General features: G+C 51.7%; 16 protein-coding genes and 2 pseudogenes. All 18 read left to right on the plus strand.

Annotated features, from left to right (window positions below):
* The first annotated feature begins 74 nt into the window (after positions 1–74).
* Positions 75–824, plus strand: coding sequence for a flagellar basal-body rod protein FlgF (gene flgF / locus IFO68_RS03960; protein WP_192014688.1), 750 nt, complete (start codon positions 75–77; stop codon positions 822–824).
* Between the two features lie 18 nt (positions 825–842).
* Positions 843–1,631, plus strand: coding sequence for a flagellar basal-body rod protein FlgG (gene flgG / locus IFO68_RS03965; RefSeq protein ID WP_027253919.1), 789 nt, complete (start codon positions 843–845; stop codon positions 1,629–1,631).
* A gap of 18 nt (positions 1,632–1,649) precedes the next feature.
* A complete protein-coding gene (flgH, locus tag IFO68_RS03970) occupies positions 1,650–2,420 on the plus strand; it encodes a flagellar basal body L-ring protein FlgH (protein WP_192014689.1) in 771 nt (256 codons plus the stop codon).
* Between the two features lie 40 nt (positions 2,421–2,460).
* Positions 2,461–3,558, plus strand: a complete 1,098-nt coding sequence (locus tag IFO68_RS03975; protein ID WP_272872717.1) for a flagellar basal body P-ring protein FlgI — start codon at positions 2,461–2,463, stop codon at positions 3,556–3,558.
* A 62-nt stretch (positions 3,559–3,620) separates the two neighbouring features.
* On the plus strand, positions 3,621–4,652 hold the full coding sequence (flgJ, locus tag IFO68_RS03980) for a flagellar assembly peptidoglycan hydrolase FlgJ (protein ID WP_192014690.1): 1,032 nt from the start codon (positions 3,621–3,623) through the stop codon (positions 4,650–4,652).
* A gap of 302 nt (positions 4,653–4,954) precedes the next feature.
* Positions 4,955–6,838 carry a flagellar hook-associated protein FlgK gene (gene flgK / locus IFO68_RS03985; protein ID WP_192014691.1) on the plus strand — a complete coding sequence of 628 codons (1,884 nt, stop codon included), beginning with the start codon at positions 4,955–4,957 and terminating at the stop codon, positions 6,836–6,838.
* A gap of 14 nt (positions 6,839–6,852) precedes the next feature.
* Positions 6,853–8,043 carry a flagellar hook-associated protein FlgL gene (flgL, locus tag IFO68_RS03990; protein ID WP_192014692.1) on the plus strand — a complete coding sequence of 397 codons (1,191 nt, stop codon included), beginning with the start codon at positions 6,853–6,855 and terminating at the stop codon, positions 8,041–8,043.
* Positions 8,044–8,383: 340 nt separating this feature from the next.
* Positions 8,384–9,532 carry a flagellin gene (locus IFO68_RS03995; protein WP_192014693.1) on the plus strand — a complete coding sequence of 383 codons (1,149 nt, stop codon included), beginning with the start codon at positions 8,384–8,386 and terminating at the stop codon, positions 9,530–9,532.
* Positions 9,533–9,888: 356 nt separating this feature from the next.
* On the plus strand, positions 9,889–11,040 hold the full coding sequence (locus tag IFO68_RS04000) for a flagellin (protein WP_192014694.1): 1,152 nt from the start codon (positions 9,889–9,891) through the stop codon (positions 11,038–11,040).
* Positions 11,041–11,103: 63 nt separating this feature from the next.
* Entirely contained in the window at positions 11,104–11,550 is a 447-nt protein-coding gene (locus IFO68_RS04005; RefSeq protein WP_192014695.1) for a flagellar protein FlaG, read from the plus strand.
* Between the two features lie 22 nt (positions 11,551–11,572).
* Entirely contained in the window at positions 11,573–12,946 is a 1,374-nt protein-coding gene (gene fliD, locus IFO68_RS04010; protein WP_192014696.1) for a flagellar filament capping protein FliD, read from the plus strand.
* Positions 12,947–12,970: 24 nt separating this feature from the next.
* Positions 12,971–13,270 carry a flagellar rod protein FlaI gene (locus tag IFO68_RS04015; RefSeq protein WP_192014697.1) on the plus strand — a complete coding sequence of 100 codons (300 nt, stop codon included), beginning with the start codon at positions 12,971–12,973 and terminating at the stop codon, positions 13,268–13,270.
* A 15-nt stretch (positions 13,271–13,285) separates the two neighbouring features.
* The gene (gene fliS, locus IFO68_RS04020; protein ID WP_192015039.1) at positions 13,286–13,690 is read left to right on the plus strand and encodes a flagellar export chaperone FliS; all 405 of its coding nucleotides are present in this window, start codon (positions 13,286–13,288) and stop codon (positions 13,688–13,690) included.
* A 228-nt stretch (positions 13,691–13,918) separates the two neighbouring features.
* Positions 13,919–15,397, plus strand: a complete 1,479-nt coding sequence (locus tag IFO68_RS04025; RefSeq protein WP_192014698.1) for a sigma-54 dependent transcriptional regulator — start codon at positions 13,919–13,921, stop codon at positions 15,395–15,397.
* Between the two features lie 196 nt (positions 15,398–15,593).
* The gene (locus IFO68_RS04030; RefSeq protein WP_336510258.1) at positions 15,594–16,652 is read left to right on the plus strand and encodes a sensor histidine kinase; all 1,059 of its coding nucleotides are present in this window, start codon (positions 15,594–15,596) and stop codon (positions 16,650–16,652) included.
* A pseudogene (locus IFO68_RS04035) lies at positions 16,649–17,798 on the plus strand (sigma-54-dependent transcriptional regulator); the annotation flags it as partial. The gene IFO68_RS04030 and the pseudogene IFO68_RS04035, both read left to right, overlap by 4 nt.
* Positions 17,799–17,878: 80 nt before the next feature.
* Positions 17,879–18,049: pseudogene (locus IFO68_RS22125) on the plus strand (helix-turn-helix domain-containing protein); the annotation flags it as partial.
* A gap of 117 nt (positions 18,050–18,166) precedes the next feature.
* Positions 18,167–18,478: a flagellar hook-basal body complex protein FliE gene (gene fliE, locus IFO68_RS04040; protein ID WP_027253934.1), complete on the plus strand. Its 312-nt coding sequence runs from the start codon at positions 18,167–18,169 to the stop codon at positions 18,476–18,478.
* Positions 18,479–18,485 lie beyond the last annotated feature (7 nt).

An 18,485-nucleotide genomic window follows, 5' to 3' on the forward strand; every position in this document is an offset into this window, starting at 1 on the left:
ACTGTTTTTCAGCCATTTACCAATGTGGTACGTATATTGCTTCTATAGCTGCAGTACTGATTGGGAGACTCGAAATGGATCGTGCACTGTACCTGGCAATGAGCGGCGCTAAACAAGATATGTATGGCTTGCAGCTTCATGCCAACAACCTGGCTAACGTTCGTACGACTGGCTTTCGCGCTGATTTAGAGCAGGCGCGGAGTATGCAGGCGTTTGGCGAAGGCATGCCGTCCCGTGTGTTTTCCATGACAGAGAGGCCGGGGCAGGATTTTGCCCAGGGGGCAGTGATGACTACAGGCCGGGATCTGGATGTTGCCGTAGAAGGTAACGGCTGGCTGGCGGTATTGGATGCCAGCGGCCAGGAAGCCTATACCCGTGCCGGTCACCTGAAAATCGATCAGACAGGCTTGCTGCAAAACAGCAATGGCAGCCTGATGGTCGGTGAAAATGGCGGCCCGATTTTTATTCCTCTGCCAATCAGCAAAATTGAAATCGGTAAGGATGGCACTGTTTCGGTCCGTCCTCAGGGCGCACCGGCCGATGCGATGGAAGTGGTTGATCGCATTAAAATGGTGAAGCCGGACAACAGTGAAGTTTTTAAAGACGTTGATGGCCTGTTCAAATCCAAAGTGCCCGCGCAGATATTTGATGCCGATGCTGAGGTGACTCTGCTGAGCGGTGCGCTAGAGGGCAGTAACGTGAATGCCGTGGGTGAAATGACCAGCATGATAGATCTTCAGCGTCATTTTGAAATGCAAGTTAAGTTAATGAAAACCGCAGAGGAAATGGACCAGGCGTCCTCGTCTCTGCTGCGTTTGGGCTAATTAGGAAAGGAATAACACATGCATCCAGCATTATGGGTCAGTAAAACCGGTCTTGACGCTCAGCAAACAAACATCTCGACCATTTCGAATAACCTGGCTAACGCCTCGACCATAGGCTTCAAAAAGAGCCGCGCAGTGTTCGAGGATCTGTTTTATCAGAACATCAACCAGCCTGGCGGTCAGTCCACTCAGGATACGACCTTGCCATCCGGTCTGATGCTGGGGGCGGGTTCAAAGGTGGTGGCAACACAAAAAGTGTTTACTCAGGGTAATACCCAGACCACCAATAACGCCATGGACATGATGATTGAAGGCGATGGCTTCTTTCAGATCCTGCTGCCGGACGGCAACATAGGCTACACCCGGAATGGTCAGTTCACTATCAATGAAGAAGGCCAGATGGTGACCTCAGGTGGCGGTTATTTGCTGCAGCCTGAAATTGTCGTGCCGGAAGATGCGGTCAGTATTACTGTCGGTACAGACGGTGAAGTGTCTGCCCGCATCCGTAACCAGCAGGAAAGCCTGGTACTGGGCCAGCTGACCACGGTCGATTTTATCAACCCGGGCGGTATGGAGCCTATCGGTCAGAACCTGTTCCTGCCAACCGGTGCGAGCGGCGATCCGCAGGAAGGCGTGCCAGGTCTGGAAGGGTTTGGCCAGATCCGCCAGTCAATGCTGGAAACGTCCAACGTGAACGTGACTGAAGAGCTGGTCAATATGATTGAAGCTCAGCGCGTGTACGAAATGAACTCCAAAGTGATTTCAACCGTTGACCAGATGCTGAGCTATGTGAACCAGCAGCTTTAATTAAGAGTGGGGTCTAAGATGAAAAATTGGTTGTTGACTGCTTTAATACTGACGCTGACCGGTTGTGTCCAGATGCCGGAACAACAGGATGAGCTGACACAGGCGACGACCAATGTCGATGCCGTAGAAGGGAATCAGGATTCATCGGGCGGTGATTTGATTGACCTTGTACGTCGTCGTGATGACCCGCAGGCCGGCGACCCGGCCTGGAGCAGTGTTCGCCCGCAGGATAAACCGGCCCATTACGCCACGGCGACCGGTTCTTTGTTCAGCCAGGCGCTGGCGCAGGATATGTATGATGATACCCGTCCGCGCGGGATCGGTGATATTGTGACCGTGATGCTGGCTGAGAAAAACAAAGCGAATAAAAGTGCCAGTACCGATCTCGACAAGTCGACAGATCTTACCATGGACCCCCTGACACTCGGCGGCAAGCCGCTGACGATTGGCGATCGTGACATCTCTTACGATGTCAATAACTCCAATACCTTTTCAGGCAGTACCTCAGCCGACCAGAGCAACAGCATTCAGGGCTCAATTTCAGTCGAAGTGGTTGACGTATTGGCGAACGGTAATCTGCTGGTGCGCGGCGAGAAGTGGCTGACACTCAACAGCGGTGATGAGTATATCCGGCTGAGCGGCACGATTCGTCCTGATGACATCACGCAGGAAAACACCATAGAATCGACCCGGATTGCCAATGCCCGCATTCAGTATTCCGGCACCGGCGACAGGCAGGATGTACAGGAGCAGGGCTGGCTGGCCCGGTTCTTTAACGTCAGTTTGTAAGCCATGTATTTCCCTTTAACCGCCACCCGACGATGAGAGTATGACAGTGACCAGACAAATGCTATGGGCAGGACTCGCCCTGTTGATGGCTTTCCCTTTGCAGGCCGCCCGAATTAAGGATGTCTCTGAAGTTGCCGGGGTGCGGAGTAACCAGTTGTCAGGTTACGGTCTGGTTGTTGGTCTGCCGGGAACCGGGGAAACCACGCCATTTACCGACCAGAGCTTCAATGCCATGTTGCAAAACTTCGGCATCCAGTTGCCGGCAGGCACCAAACCCAAAACCAAGAATGTGGCCGCTGTAGCTGTCAGCGCGACCTTGCCGCCTTTCACCAAGCAAGGTCAGCATATTGATATCACTGTCTCTTCTATCGGCTCGGCGAAAAGCCTGCGCGGCGGCACCTTGATTCAAACTTTCCTGCGCGGCCTGGACGGTAAAGTCTATGCGGTGGCGCAGGGCAGCCTGGTGGTTGGCGGCTTCAGTGCCGAAGGTCTGGACGGTTCTAAGCTGGTGGGCAATAACCCGACGGTCGGCCGCATTGCAAACGGCGCGATTGTCGAGCAGGAAGTCCCTAACCCGTTCAGCCGCGGCGATCATCTGACTTTTAACCTGTTTGAATCTGATTTCACCACAGCGCAACGTATGTCAGATGCCATCAATCAGTTTCTCGGCCCTGATATGGCCGCGCCCATTGATGCCACTTCGGTACGTGTACGTGCGCCGCGAGATGTGAGCCAGCGGGTGGCTTTCCTGTCGACTATCGAAAATCTTGAATTCGACCCAGCCGAAGGCGCGGCGAAAATTATCGTGAACTCCCGTACCGGGACAATTGTGGTCGGGCAGCATGTAAAGCTCAAACCGGCAGCGATTACCCACGGTGGCATGACAGTGTCGATCCGGGAAAATCCTACTGTCAGCCAGCCCAATCCATTCTCCGGCGGCGAAACTGTGGTGGTACCTGACTCTCAGATTGAAGTGACGGAAGAAGACTCCCGGATGTTTAAGTTCAATCCGGGGATCACCCTGGATGAGCTGGTACGCGCGGTCAATCAGGTGGGGGCTGCGCCTTCCGATCTGATGGCGATTCTGCAGGCACTGAAACAGGCTGGTGCCATTGAAGGCCAGCTGATCATTATTTAATTATGGCTGGCACCTTGTGTGAAGGTGCTGATGGAAAGACCATTACAGGCAGATAACTGACGATGAAACCGACGGATCCAGGCTTTGTCAACGACCTTGCTAATCTTGACAGACTTCGTGCTGGCATCAAAGGCAAAGGGGATACGGAATCTTTGAGAGCAGCAGCAGAGCAGTTTGAAGCCCTGTTCACTCAAATGCTGTTTAAATCGATGCGTCAGGCCAATGAAGCCTTTGAGTCTGATCTGATGAGCAGCTCAAACACCAAGTTTTTTGAAGAAATGCGCGACGAGCAAATGTCCAGTGAACTCAGCGCCCGCGGTTCGCTTGGTTTGGCTGATCTGATCGTAGAACAGCTCAGCGCATTAGAGCAGCCACCGGCAACACCGGAAGAGCAGGCGAAAGCGGCGCAAGAAAAAGCCGCCGGTTTCGAGGCCATTCAGCAGTCGCGTCAGGTGTCTGCCGATGATGTGCTTGCTAAAGTCTTCGCTGCCAAAGATACAACAGCTATAGACACGGCGGCTAAAGATAAGATTGCGTCCGCGCCGGAACAAGCGGCGATACCAGCAGCTTCTGCCACCACGCCAGCTGATCTTGTTCGTTCGCCACTGCGCCAGCCGCAGGAAAAACCGTTTTCCTCGCCGGAAGATTTCGTGACCCGTATGCGTCCGTTTGCTGAAAAAGCGGCAGGCATGCTGGGCACCGATCCGGCAGTGCTGATTGCGCAGGCGGCGCTGGAAACCGGCTGGGGTAAAAAAGTGGTTAAAAATGCGGCAGGCGACAGTAATAATCTGTTCAACATCAAAGCGGACCCACGCTGGGCCGGCAATAAAGTGGCCACTCAGACGCTGGAATACCATGACGGCATTCCGGTTCAGGAGCGGGCGGCATTTCGCTCTTACAATAGCTATGAAGACAGCTTCAACGACTATGTCCGTTTTCTGAACGACAACCCGCGTTATTCAGAGGCACTGGCCTCGCCGCAAGATCCGCGCCGTTTTATCCGTAACCTGCATCAGGCCGGTTACGCCACCGATCCGAAATACGCTGATAAAATCATCAATGTGATGGAGTCAGTGAAAAAGCTGATGAAATAAGTGTCATTAAAGTCACTGGATCCCCGCCGAGCGGGGATGATAAATGTCACTAAAATTCATTGATTTAGTGTTATTCCCACGCAGGCGGAATTCTCAGATCACGGCATGTCAGCGATGTGCCGAGCCGATGTCGCCAGCGGTTTTCCAGCAAAACTTCCTGCTCCCCCTTTCCGGCAACGAATTGCCCATTTCAGGCTACCTGTCTTTGTAACTACATGAAAAATAAAAACATAAATATTGGAATGATTTTTGCTTATTAATCTCCAGTAAAGTAACTCCCCCCGAGGTTTTCTGGAGGCGCAATGGCGTTCGATTTGCTCAGTTTGGGCTCTCAAGGTGTGTTAACAGCGCAAAGGCAGCTGAATACCACCAGCCATAACATCAACAACGTCAATACGGATGGTTACAGCCGCCAGTCTGTGGTGCAGCAGACCAACGATCCCCTGTGGTGGGGCGGCAATAACTACGGCACGGGCGTACACGCGGCAGAAGTTCGCCGCGGTTATGATCAGTTTGCCACTAACGAGCTGAACCTCACCACGACCAATCACAGTTACGCCACTGAGCGCGACGGCCAGCTGGAGCGGCTGGATAAGCTGCTGGCAAACAGTGCCAGTCAGGTGCCGCAGGATATGAACCAGTGGTACGACGCCGTCAAAGCAATGGCTGACAGCCCCAATGATCTGGGCACCCGCAAAGTGGTGCTGGAAAAAGCCAAAATGGTTGCGGCCGGTTTGAATGACACCCACCGGGTTCTGGCCGAACAGAAAGACGTCACCAATGACGTACTGGCAAAAACCCTGCACAGAGTGAATGACATTGGCCGCGAGCTGGTGGAAATCCATCAGGCTTTGCTGAAAACCCCGGCCGGCGGCGCAGATAACGACCTGATGGACAGACATCAGCAGTTAATCAATGAGCTGTCGACTTACACCAAAGTCACGGTCACGCGCAAGAACGCGGAAACCTTCAACGTCCTGATCGGCAGTGGCCATACCCTGGTGTCCGGGACCCATTCCAGCGAGCTGCAAATGATCAATGGCGATCCGGATCCGCAACAGACCCAGCTGGCAGTGGTGGCAGGTAAATCCCTGAAAGCCATTAGCTCGGACGATGTTGGCGGCAAATTGGCGTCACTGTTTGAATACCGTGACAAAACCTTGCCACAGGTGATGGATGAGCTGGGCAAAATGACCATAGGTTTCACCGAGTCGGTGAATCAGCTTCAGTCACAGGGGCTGGATCTGAACGGTCAGGTGGGTGAGGCCATGTTTACCGATGTCAATGCCCCTGAGGTTGCCGCCTCCCGCGCGCTGATCCCCCAGGGCTCAAGTGCGCAGGTGAAGGTGTATATACAGGATCTCAGCAAGTTGCAGGCCGGTGAGTACGAGCTGGGATTCAACGGCAGTCAGCATACGCTGAAAATGCCGGATGGTTCTTCGCAGTCCGTCATTCCGAGTGGCCTGCCGCCGAGTTTCGATGTTGATGGCGTGCGGATAGAAATTGCCGCTCCGATTGCCAGCGGCGAAAAAATCCTGCTGCGGCCTACCCGCAATGCGGCCAGAGACGTGCAGGCTGAAATGACAGATCCGGCAAAAATTGCAGCGCAGAGTTATCTCAGCTCTGCAACGCAGGCGCAGGGAAAAGCCGAGTTTGCTATTACATCTCCCGGCCCGTTACGTGAATTCCAGGTTGCGGTATCACCCGACTCCTCGCAGTTTGCGGTGCTGGATATGCAGGGCAATGTGCTGCAGGCTCCGCAGCCTTATCCGCCAAGCGGGCAGGTGGTGGTCGGCGGCACCGGGTTCACCCTGAGTAATGGTGCGGCAGGCGGTGACGTCTTTGCCGTTAACCTGAATGCGGCCACCGGCGATAACGGGAACCTGATCAAAATGCAGGATCTTCAGGATATGAAGCTCATGAATAAAGGCCGATCCAGCGTGATCGACGTCTATGAGGGGCTGAACACCGAAATGGGTGTGCAGCGCGCATCGGCCGCACGTCTGAAAGAAGTGGGTCGTCAGGAAAAAGAAGCTGCAGAGAGCCGTGTGGCTGAAATATCCGGCGTCAACATGGATGAAGAAGCCGCAAACATGATGAAGTTCCAGCAGGCCTACATGGCATCGTCCCGCATTATGACGGTGGCGAACGAAACCTTTAATACTTTGCTTAATGCCGCGCGATAAGGAGTTAAAGCCGTATGATTAGCCGAATTGCCAGCTTTCATAACTATCAGTCCGTGGCGAATGATATGAACCGTCAACAAGTGAAAGTCGCGGATAACCAGGAACAACTGGCGTCCGGCAAGCAATTGCTGACCGCCGGGGACGATCCGGTTGCCTCTATCTATGTGCAGAATTTTTCACAGCAAAATACGGAAATTGATCAGTCGCTGCGCTCTATCACCCTGGCACGTAATCGCCTGAACAGTGAAGAAACCGCGATTTCCGATGCGGAAACCCTGCTCGATGACGCCAAACGCAAAACCATGTCTATGGTGAACGGTTCGTTGTCAGATGATGACCGAATTGCACACATGCAGGATTTGCGAGGGCTGTTTGATTCCGTTATCCACTTAGTCAATACCCAGGATGAATCCGGTAACTTTGTTTTTGCGGGCAATCAGTACGACAAACAGCCGTTTTTCCGTGACGGCAACGGCAATGTCAGTTATGTCGGCGACAGCTATCAGCGGATGTCTAAAGTGTCGCCGAACGTCGAAGTGCCTGTGAATGATCCGGGCGACAAGTTGTTTATGAACATCGAGAACCCGTACGGCGATTATCAGCCGGATTACGATCTGCAGTCTGGTTCGCTGTTGCTGCTGTCGCATGCCCGGAATAACAACCACTCAGACAATGCCAGCTATACCATTGATTTTACGCAGACGGGGTCAGGGGCGGTTTACGATCTTTATCAGGATGGTTTGCTGGTTGACAGTCAGCCCTTTGATCCGAAACGCGGAATCGAGTGGGGGACACTGTCGGTACAGCTGGAAGGCGAAGTGACAGACGGTGATCAGATCACCCTGAGCCGGCAGGATACTTTCAGTCTGTTTGATTCTTTCAAACGCGGAATTGAAGTCTCTGCCCGCGCACCTTCTGATGCCTCAGCAACCGCTGAATTGCACCAGGTGGCAGAAGAGTTTTCACAGGCGTTCAAGCATATTAACCGGGCGCGATCAGAAGTCGGCACCCGGCTGCAGACCCTGGATCGTCAGGCCGATATGCATGAAGACTTTAAGCTGGTGATCAATAAAGCACGCGGTACGCTGGAAGATCTGGACTATGGCAAAGCCGTGGTGGAGCTCAATGAAAATATGCTGGCGTTGCAGGCTTCCCAGCAGGCGTTTGCGAAAACTAAAAACCTTAGCCTGTTCAACTATATCTAACTTCCGGTCTCGGCTGTCCGTTTAATGAGCCCCTTTATCGGCATTTTAGGTAAGGGGCTTTGTTTTATCTTTGCCGCTGTCAACTTGCCGGGCGGCAAGGCTTGGCGGCAGAGCGGTTCAATGAGCTGGCATGGCTTTGCCGCTTTGCTTCAATTGCCACTGAAATAGAGTGCAAAGCCATGAAAATAAAGACTTATTATTTATGGCACACTAATTGCTAAAGTATTATTGTGATTTTCATTAACGACATTTTTACTAACGCTGGTCCCGCTTCACTCTCTGATGGGTTGACGTTGCGGGTAGCTGTTTCGCTAACAGCGAAAAGTCAAAGGAGAGCAAAATGGGTGTAACAGTGAACACCAACGTGTCTGCCATGACTGCGCAGCGCTACCTCAACAAAGCATCTGAGGGCCTGAGCCAATCCATGGAGCGCCTGTCTACGGGTAGCCGCATTAACAGCGCCAAAGACGATGCGGCCGGTTTACAGATTTCCAACCGTCTGATTGCGCAGACGCGTGGTCTGAACGTGGCGATGCGAAATGCCAATGACGGTATTTCAATTGCGCAGACCGCAGAAGGTGCGATGCAGGAATCCACCAGTATTTTGCAACGTATGCGTGATCTGTCGCTGCAATCGGCGAACGGTGCCAACTCGGATGACGACCGTGTTGCTATCCAGGAAGAAATTACCGCGTTGCAGGACGAGTTGAACCGTATCGCGGAAACCACTTCGTTCGGTGGCCGTAAACTGCTCAATGGTACTTTCGGTGAAGCGGCCTTCCAGGTCGGTGCGGATGCCGGTGAAGCGATTGTTGTCGGTCTGGACAGTGTCCGTGCCGACGAAGCGAAAATGGGCGGCAGCTTGCTGGTCTCGACCACGACGATTCAACCGGATGCAACGCTGGCCGCTGATACCAATATTGAATTGAGTGTTACGGCAGCAGACGGCACGGTCACGCCAGTGGCTATCGGTCTTATTGGCGGTGATGATGTGGAAGAAATTGCCACCCGTATTAATGGCCAGAATGGGCTGATTAATGCGTCCGTGACCGAGAAAGGCGAGCTTCAGTTGGTCTCCAGTGACGGTACCGTGGGTGTCACCAATGGTGCGATCAGCATGATCAACAGCGACGGAACGACTGTCGCGGGTGATATCGCCGGTACGGCGACTGATATTACTGTCTCGCAAGTCGATGTATCAACTGCAGGTGGGGCGCAGCGTGCTGTTCCTCTGATTGACTCGGCGCTGAAATATATCGACAGCATGCGAGCCGATTTGGGTGCAAAGCAAAATCGTCTGACGCACACCATCAATAACCTGGCCAATACCTCTGAAAATGTGTCTGCCTCGAACAGCCGTATCCGTGATACCGACTTTGCGAAAGAGACAACAGATATGACTAAGAATCAGATTCTGCAGCAAGCAAGTACCTCTATTCTTGCTCAAGCCAAACAGATTCCGCAGTCTGCACTGAACTTACTGCAGTAACCTCTAAACGCAGTATTTTGATTAAACGGCAAGGTGGCAATACCTTGCCGTTTTTTATTGGTGCCAGCCAATAAAAAATTAGCAAATAAATAGCAAAAAAATCCTGTAAAGTTTTCTTCCTTACCGCCGATAACCCTTATAGAACAAGAAAGTGCGCCACTGCTTAATCAAGGTAATGAATTCTGATTCATTGTTGATTGTGTTCAGTTTCACACTTTTTTGCCCAGTAAAAAAATTTCAAAAAAAATCTTAAAGCTTTCTTCACCAGTGCCGTTAAAGGTGATGTACGAAGAATAACTCGGACTTGCCGGCTGAGCTGGTCAAGCCACAAAGAAGCACAAGTAAGGAGAATTACTATGGCAGTTACAGTAAACACTAACGTTTCTGCAATGACCGCTCAGCGTTACCTGAACAAAGCTAGCGATAATACAGCAGCTTCTATGGAGCGCCTGTCTACCGGTTCACGCATCAACAGTGCAAAAGATGACGCAGCAGGTCTGCAAATTTCTAACCGTCTGATGACTCAGAGCCGTGGCCTTGACGTAGCAGTACGTAACGCCAACGACGGTATCTCAATGTCTCAGACTGCTGAAGGTGCGATGCAAGAAACCACCAGCATCCTGCAACGTATGCGTGACCTGTCTCTGCAATCGGCGAACGGTTCTAACTCAGATGACGACCGTAAAGCGATTCAGGAAGAAGTAACAGCACTGAATGATGAACTGAACCGTATCGCGGAAACCACGTCTTTCGGTGGTCAGAAGCTGCTGAATGGTTCATTCGGTACCCGTGCGTTCCAGGTGGGTGCAGATTCCGGTGAAGCCGTACAGCTTACGCTGAAAAATATGCGTTCTGACAGCGCTGACATGGGTGGTAGCCTGATGGTTTCAACTAACCAGGTGGCAGATAAAAACTCTACCCTGGATGCAGATACAACCATCGAGCTGAGCGTAACGGATGCTGACGGTAATGCGACAGCGGTAAGCATCGACCTGGTTGGTGGTGACGATATCGAAGAAATCGCGACCCGTATCAACGGCCAGAATGACCAGATCAATGCGTCTGTTTCTGAAAAAGGTGAGCTGCAAATTTTCTCATCTAACGGTACTGTCGGTGTGACTACCGGTACTATCGCAATGACTGATACTGCGGGTAATGCTGTGGATGCCTCAATTGCAGGCACAGCGGCTAATATCACAGTGTCTCAGCTGGATGTCAGCACAGTCGGTGGTGCACAGCAAGCAGCGGCCATTCTGGATGGTGCTATGCAGTTTGTTGATTCACACCGTGCAGAGCTGGGTGCGAAACAAAACCGTATGGATCACACCATCAGCAACCTGAACAGCATCAATGAAAACGTGACTTCTTCTAACAGTCGTATCCGTGATACTGACTTTGCGAAAGAAACCACAAACCTGACTAAGAACCAAATCCTGCAGCAAGCGTCGACCTCTATCCTGGCGCAAGCGAAGCAGGCGCCTCAGGCGGCACTGAGCCTGCTGGGCTAATCCGTTCAGTAAAGCGGCAGGGGCAAGCCCTTGCCGCTTTTTTCGATCAGAAGGTGTCAGAAAATGGACGTAAAATCTGTATTAAACCCTTCATTTCTATCCCGCTTTTCTTCAACCGGTGCGAAATCACCTGTTGGCACAGATGTTGCAAACCCTTCTGTTGGTCATCCACGCGAAGATTCTTTGGCGGTCGCAACCCCAGGGCACAATACCTCAGGTGTGGCAGCGAACACGGACGTCAGACGCGTAGAGCAGTCGGCCAGGTTGGAAGAACAGCAGCAGTTACATCGCCAGCAATTAGAGAAACTGGTGGAAAGTATTGAAGATTTTGTCGGCTCAATGAATAAAGGGCTGGCATTTAGAATTGATGAAGAGTCTGGACGTCAGGTCGTTACCGTTTATGAAAAAGCAAGCGGTGAAGTGGTCCGGCAGATCCCCGATGAAGATATGTTGGCGCTGTCACGTCAGATAGCTACCTATACCACCGGGCTTTTGACCACCAAAGTGTAATAGTAACTGATTGAGGTTGTAGATGAATATTGGCGCAATGGGTACGGCATCCGGTTTGGATATCAATGCCATGGTCGACAAGATTGTCGCCGCAGAGCGGGCGCCAAAAGAAGAGCGCATCAATCAGCGAAAAGAGCAGGCCAATGTTGAGCTGAGTGCTTACGGGCGCCTGAAAGGTGCACTGGATGGTATGAAAACCCTGATGGCAGACATCAGGCAGAACCATACACTGGCTGAGCGTACCGCTTCTTCAGACAATCAGGATCTGGTGTCTGTCCGTGCCAGCCATGAAGCGCAGCCCGGGCGGTATTCCGTTGAAGTCAAGCAACTGGCGACCTCGCATAAAATAGCGTCCCAGCCGGTTGATGATAAAACGGCAATGGGTGCCGGAAAATTGACACTGTCCGTCGGTGGTCAGTCTTTTGACGTTTCATTCGACCAGGATCAAACCAAACTGCTGGATGTGGTTCGTGAGATAAACCGTCATCCGGATAACAAAGGCGTGCTCGCCACTGTTATTAAGGATGCCAGCGGCGCCCGGTTGGTGCTGAACTCCGATAAAACAGGGGCTGGCAATCCGCTGAAAGTGACTGTCGAGGCGCAAGCCGGCAGTCCGTTGCAGTCTTTTGCGTTTGATACCGGTAATCCCGGCAGCCCAATGCAGGAAATGCAGGCTGCCTCTGATGCCAAAGTGCTCATTGACGGCCTGGCAGAAGTGACGAGCGACACCAATACCCTGACAGATGCGATTCCCGGTTTGGATATAGATTTAAAGCAACTGTCAGCGAATGCCGAAAAACCGCAAGCCGTGATTGAAATCGGCTACGACAAAGACAAGGCCGGGGCACAGATCGAACGGTTTGTGAACGCTTACAATCAGTTTTACGACACCGCTCTGGAACTGGGTAAATTTGACCCGAATACCCAGAACAAAGGGCCGCTGGTTGGTGACAGTATGCTGCGCTCATCGGTTCAGCAACTGCGAAACGCATTCAGTACGCCGCTGGAAGAAGGGCCATCGAGTTTGCAGACCCTGAGTGAGCTGGGTGTGACAACCACACTGAGCGGGCATCTGGAAGTTGACTACGATAAACTCGACAGGCAACTGAACCAGAATTTTGCTGCTGTCGGTGAATTTTTTGGCAGCCGTAAAGGTTTTGCCCGTCGGATTGAAGATATGTTACATGCTTATACAGGTGTGACCGGTAGTATCTCGAACCGGGAGAAAAGCATCAATGAGCAGGTGTTAACGCTCAATGATGATCAGCGCGATCTGGAACGCCGGATGGAAGGCGTCTATCAGCGCACCCACGACCAGTTTTCTGCAATGGATCATGCCATGGGGCAGATGCAGAGCCAACTGGGATCAATGATGAGTATGATGCCGCAGATGTAATAGCGGATAACAAGAGGGAAGGCAGTGTCAAACAAGATGATGCAAACCCTGGCCGACATTGATCAGCAGCTGAATCAGCTTATCAATGACGGTACGGACATTGACGTGGACACCCTGTACCGCTTGCTGGCGGATCGCCAGACGGTGCTGAATGATCTTAAAGCCGTGCCAGAAATGCTGGATCAAGTCAGCTGGCAGGAAGCAATAACCCGAACATCGGATTTGCTGACAAGATTGCGCGAAAGGCGCGAAAAGTCAGCAAGTCAACTGAAACGATTACAGCACGGACAACGTTCGCTGCAGGCATATAATCAATTTCGTTAAGGTAACATCATGAGCATGAGAGGAAATCTACAGGCTTATAAACGAGTCTCAGTAGACAGTCAGTTAACATCCGCATCACCTCACCGTGTGATTCAAATGCTGATGGCGGGTGCCATAGAGCGTTTGATTCAGGGTAAAGCGGCTATGGAGCAAGGATCAATTGCCATCAAAGGTGAGCGCCTCGGTAAAGCTCTGGATATCATCATCAGCTTGCGTGGCTGTCTGTCATTTGATGATGGCGGCGAGATTGCCAGCAATCTGGACTCGCTGTATCTGTATATGATTGAAAAAATCACCGAAGCCAACCAGAAAAACGAAGTAGAGCATGTTGATGAAGTGATCGACATGTTAAGGGAACTGAAGTCAGCGTGGGATCAGATTCCTCCTGAGCATCACAATATTACTCAGATGGAGTATTAATCCGTTTACGAGTCAGTATTCAGCTTCCTACTTCCCCCGCACGATTTTGGCCGTTAATAGTCTATTAATTGTGTATCCGGCGTAATTCCGTGGCACTGGGCTCACAGCTTTTCACTGTGCCCGGTTGCCAAGTCCTGTTCTTTTATTACAATGGGCAGCATCAGTTTTGGTTGCTGTTCCGTTTGAATACGCCATAAGAATACATAAAGACAGGCAAATATCACTTCTATGCAAGGTTTAGCTAAGACCCTCGTCATTGATGACGACCCGCAGCACCGTCACGATCTCAGCGTGATCCTTAATTTTGTCGGTGAGCAGCATGAAGCGATATCCACCGATGAGGCTGAAGGCGCACTGTGGGAACAACCCTGGGGCGCCTGTTTGATTGGCAATATCCATTCTGTTAAAAAACAGAATCAGGTGCTGGAACAACTGCGTCAGCGATATCACATTCCTGTGTTATCCATGCCTCAGCATGAAAAAGCAGTCTCAGGCATGCCGAATTTTGTCGGCACCCTGGCCCATCCTCTGCACTACAGCCAGTTGATGGATGCGCTGCGTCATTGTCAGGAATTCCAGGGCAAAAATCATTTTCAGGTGCCGCAACTGTCCCGAAAAAATACCCTGTTTCGCAGTATGGTCGGGCGCAGTGACAGTATCAGTCAGGTCCGTTACCTGATTGAACAGGTTGCAGGGACGGACGCCAGTGTGTTGATCCTTGGTGAATCCGGTACAGGTAAAGAAGTCGTTGCCCGTAATATTCACTACCACTCCTCTCGTGGTAAAGGCCCGTTTGTGCCAGTCAATTGCGGCGCAATCCCAGCTGAGCTGCTGGAAAGTGAGCTGTTTGGTCATGAGAAAGGCGCATTTACCGGCGCGATATCCTCACGCAAAGGGCGGTTTGAACTGGCGGAAGGCGGTACGCTTTTCCTGGATGAAATCGGTGATATGCCGATGCCGATGCAGGTTAAGCTGCTGCGCGTTATTCAGGAACGTTGCTTTGAACGTGTGGGTGGCAATCAGAGTATTAAAGCCAATGTCCGCATTATTGCCGCGACCCACCGTAATCTGGATACTATGATTGCAGAAAACCTGTTCCGGGAAGACCTGTTTTATCGTTTGAATGTATTCCCGATTGAAACGCCGCCGTTACGTGAGCGACTGGAAGATATCCCTCTGCTGCTGCAGGAATTACTGTCCCGGATGGAAGCTGAAGGGGCGAGATCGGTGCATTTTACCCCGAGAGCGATCACCTCTTTGATGGAGCATGACTGGCCAGGCAACGTGCGTGAACTTGCCAATCTGGTCGAGCGCTTGATGATTCTCTATCCGGGTGAAATGGTGGATGTGAACCATTTACCGGTGAAATACAGGTACTGTGATTTGCCGGATTTCCGTCCTGAAGAGCGCATGATGTCTGTTGAGGAACAAGAACGTGCGATGTTAGCCGATGTCTTCGCCGACAGTTATGATGAGCAGGACGAGAGTTTCGGTTTCAGCGATTTACCACCTGAAGGCCTTAACCTGAAAGAAATGCTGGCAGATCTTGAGATTGACATGATTCGTCAGGCACTCGAAGCGCAGGGTGGGGTGGTTGCTCGGGCAGCCGACATGCTGGGCATGCGACGCACAACCCTGGTCGAAAAAATGCGTAAGTACAATATCTCGACCAAAGAGTCTGTGCGTGAAGAGTCTGTGCGCGAATAGCATCAGCGAGTAAAAATTTATCCTGGAGTATTGTAACTTTTATGCAGTACTCCAGACTCTGACAGGAGTGATGTCAATATTCTGACATCACTCTTTTTTTATGGGCTTACCATAACTTGTTGTTTTTTGTTGAATATTTTTGGCATAAAAAGTGCTTATTTAGTGTAACAAAGGACAATGCGAAAGTAGGTGTAAGGTGGAAGAAGGGCAGTCTGTCTCCCCGCTGGGAAACCTGAGTCAACAGGTCAGCCGGTATAAGCAAGTGATTGAAGTCATGCCGACTGGCGTGATCTTGCTCGATGGAATGGGAATGGTATGTGAGGCCAACCCTGAAGCTGTCCGCCTGTTAGGAGAGCCATTGGCCGGGGAACGCTGGCTGGATGTCATACAGCGTGCCTTTGCGCCTCAGGAAGATGACGGCCATGAAATTTCTTTACGCAGTGGTCGTAAAGTCAAACTGGCCATCTCCGCGTCAGCCAGTGGACAGCTTATCGTGATCACTGACATGACAGAAACCCGCCTGTTGCAGTCCCGCTTCAGTGAGATGCAACGCTTATCCTCACTGGGCCGTATGGTTGCTTCGCTGGCGCATCAGGTCAGAACACCGCTGTCCAGTGCCATGCTATATGCTGCAAATCTGGCCGCGCCTCAGCTGACCGCGCAAACCCGCGACAGGTTCCAGAGCAAACTGATGGACAGGTTGCGGGATCTGGAAAAGCAGGTCAATGACATGCTGCTGTTTGCCAAAGGCGGTGATAACAAAGTGGTGGCACCTTTTACGCTCGAAGCCTTGTTCAATGAACTGGACGCCATGATAGAGGCCCAGGTGGTGTCCAATCAGGTGGATTTCTCGATTGAGTGTGATGATGAGAGCCCCAGTGTTCTGGGTAATGTGAATGCCCTGGCGAGTGCGATCAGCAATCTGATCACCAATGCCATTCAGATGTCAGGCAAAGCATGCAAAGTCTGTTTGTCGGTACACTGCGACGCCGACATGATTCACCTCAGCATTACCGATAACGGTCCCGGCATTGCCCCTGAGATGCAGAAAAAAGTGCTGGAGCCTTTTTTCACTACCCGCCAGCAAGGCACAGGCTTAGGGCTTGCCGTGGTGCAGATGGTGGCAAAAGCCCACAATGGCAGCCTTTCGCTGTTTTCCACCCCGGGAGAAGGCGCCTCATTTACGCTCAGCCTGCCTAAGGCAGAAAGCCATGAGCAAGACTATGAATTAACAGCAACAGGAGACAGGCAATGACGAGCCGAGTACTGATCGTTGAGGACGACGAAGGTCTGCGTGAAGCTTTAGTGGATACACTGGCGCTGGCAGGTTATCAGTGGCTGGAAGCAGACAGTGCCGAACAAGCCCTGTTGCTGTTGAAATCTGAGCAGGTGGATATTGTGGTATCCGATGTTCAAATGGCCGGTATGGACGGACTGGGCCTGCTGCGAAATATCAAGCAACACTGGCCCAAACTGCCGGTACTGCTAATGACAGCCTATGCCAATATTGAAGATGCTGTACTGGCAATGAAAGACGGCGCCATTGATTACATGGCAAAGCCTTTTGCTCCGGAAGTGTTACTGAACATGGTCAGCCGCTACGCGCCTGTGCAAGCGGTCAGCAGCCAGGCGATAGCCGCTGATGAGAAAAGCCTGAAATTACTGGCGCTGGCCGAAAGAGTCGCGCAGACTGACGCCAGCGTGATGGTACTCGGGCCGAGCGGCTCGGGCAAAGAAGTCATGTCGCGATACATCCATGAGCACTCACTGCGCCGTGAGGGGCCTTTTATCGCGATCAATTGTGCCGCCATTCCCGACAATATGCTGGAAGCGACCTTATTCGGTTATGAAAAAGGCGCCTTCACCGGTGCGGTTCAGGCCTGTCCGGGAAAATTTGAACAGGCACAGGGCGGTACCATCTTGCTGGATGAGATCAGTGAGATGGACCTGAACCTGCAGGCGAAACTGCTGCGTGTCTTGCAAGAGCGAGAAGTCGAGCGTTTAGGCAGCAGGAAAAGTATCAAACTGGATGTGCGGGTGCTGGCCACCAGTAACCGGGATCTGAAACAATATGCGGCGGAAGGAAATTTCCGGGAGGATTTGTACTACCGCCTGAATGTTTTTCCGCTTGTCTGGCCGTCGCTGTCTGAACGTCCGGGCGATATTATGCCGCTGGCCAGTCACCTGGCTGATCGGCATTGCAAGAAACAGGGCATGCCATCGCCGGTCTTTTCTGCTGCCGCGCAAGCCAAACTGCTTCAGTATGGTTGGCCCGGTAATGTCAGGGAGCTGGATAATGTTGTCCAGCGCGCACTGATTCTGGCCGGTGATGCCGACATAGGTGGCGAACATATTTTGCTGGAAGGCATGGACTGGATGGATTCACACAGCCTGCAGCATGCTATCAGCCTGGCTCCGGTGGCATCGCAGGAAGTGAACGACACATCGGTACATGTGATACCACCTGGTGTGTCAGGGGCTGACAGCCTGGGCAGCGAACTTCGCGAACAGGAATTTGCCATTATTCTGGAAGCCATACAGGCCTGCGAAGGCAAACGAAAAGAAGTGGCGGAGCGATTAGGCATCAGCCCGCGCACGCTCAGGTATAAATTAGCCAAGATGCGGGACGCCGGAATCGAGATCCCAGTTTGACCATAAAAGCGGAATTAACAGATTAATTTCATATTTTTGGCGTTAAGCTTGCACAACTTTATCTTTTAAGATGCGATCAATTTAGATTGTGTCAAAAAAGTACCACGGAGATAACCTATGAAAGTCAACGGATTTATGTCAGAAATGCAGGCAATGCAAATGGAAGCCAGCAATGCGTCACGTCCGGCGACTGGCGCTAAGGTCAGTGCTGATTTTGGTGCAGCCCTGCAAGATGCGATACAAACGGTTAACGGATTACAGAATACATCCAGTGAGATGACCAGTCGTTTTGATCAGGGCGATCGCAGCATTTCGCTGTCAGATGTCATGATCGCGCGAAATAAATCCAGCGTGGCTTTCGAAGCAACCGTCCAGGTTAGAAATAAGCTGGTTGAAGCTTATAAAGAACTGATGAATATGCCGGTTTAATTCAGGA

The sequence above is a fragment of the Photobacterium arenosum genome (assembly GCF_014841115.1).
Taxonomy (GTDB): Bacteria; Pseudomonadota; Gammaproteobacteria; order Enterobacterales; family Vibrionaceae; genus Photobacterium; species Photobacterium arenosum.

Excerpts from the sequence above, each read along its gene's own strand:
- IFO68_RS04025 (WP_192014698.1), top strand. The coding sequence starts at position 13,919 with ATGCAAGGTTTAGCTAAGACCCTCGTCATTGATGACGACCCGCAGCAC.
- flgF (WP_192014688.1), top strand. The coding sequence starts at position 75 with ATGGATCGTGCACTGTACCTGGCAATGAGCGGCGCTAAACAAGATATG.
- IFO68_RS03975 (WP_272872717.1), top strand. The coding sequence starts at position 2,461 with ATGACAGTGACCAGACAAATGCTATGGGCAGGACTCGCCCTGTTGATG.
- flgH (WP_192014689.1), top strand. The coding sequence starts at position 1,650 with ATGAAAAATTGGTTGTTGACTGCTTTAATACTGACGCTGACCGGTTGT.
- IFO68_RS03995 (WP_192014693.1), top strand. The coding sequence starts at position 8,384 with ATGGGTGTAACAGTGAACACCAACGTGTCTGCCATGACTGCGCAGCGC.
- IFO68_RS04000 (WP_192014694.1), top strand. The coding sequence starts at position 9,889 with ATGGCAGTTACAGTAAACACTAACGTTTCTGCAATGACCGCTCAGCGT.
- flgJ (WP_192014690.1), top strand. The coding sequence starts at position 3,621 with ATGAAACCGACGGATCCAGGCTTTGTCAACGACCTTGCTAATCTTGAC.
- fliD (WP_192014696.1), top strand. The coding sequence starts at position 11,573 with ATGAATATTGGCGCAATGGGTACGGCATCCGGTTTGGATATCAATGCC.
- fliS (WP_192015039.1), top strand. The coding sequence starts at position 13,286 with ATGAGAGGAAATCTACAGGCTTATAAACGAGTCTCAGTAGACAGTCAG.
- flgG (WP_027253919.1), top strand. The coding sequence starts at position 843 with ATGCATCCAGCATTATGGGTCAGTAAAACCGGTCTTGACGCTCAGCAA.
- IFO68_RS04005 (WP_192014695.1), top strand. The coding sequence starts at position 11,104 with ATGGACGTAAAATCTGTATTAAACCCTTCATTTCTATCCCGCTTTTCT.
- fliE (WP_027253934.1), top strand. The coding sequence starts at position 18,167 with ATGAAAGTCAACGGATTTATGTCAGAAATGCAGGCAATGCAAATGGAA.
- flgL (WP_192014692.1), top strand. The coding sequence starts at position 6,853 with ATGATTAGCCGAATTGCCAGCTTTCATAACTATCAGTCCGTGGCGAAT.
- flgK (WP_192014691.1), top strand. The coding sequence starts at position 4,955 with ATGGCGTTCGATTTGCTCAGTTTGGGCTCTCAAGGTGTGTTAACAGCG.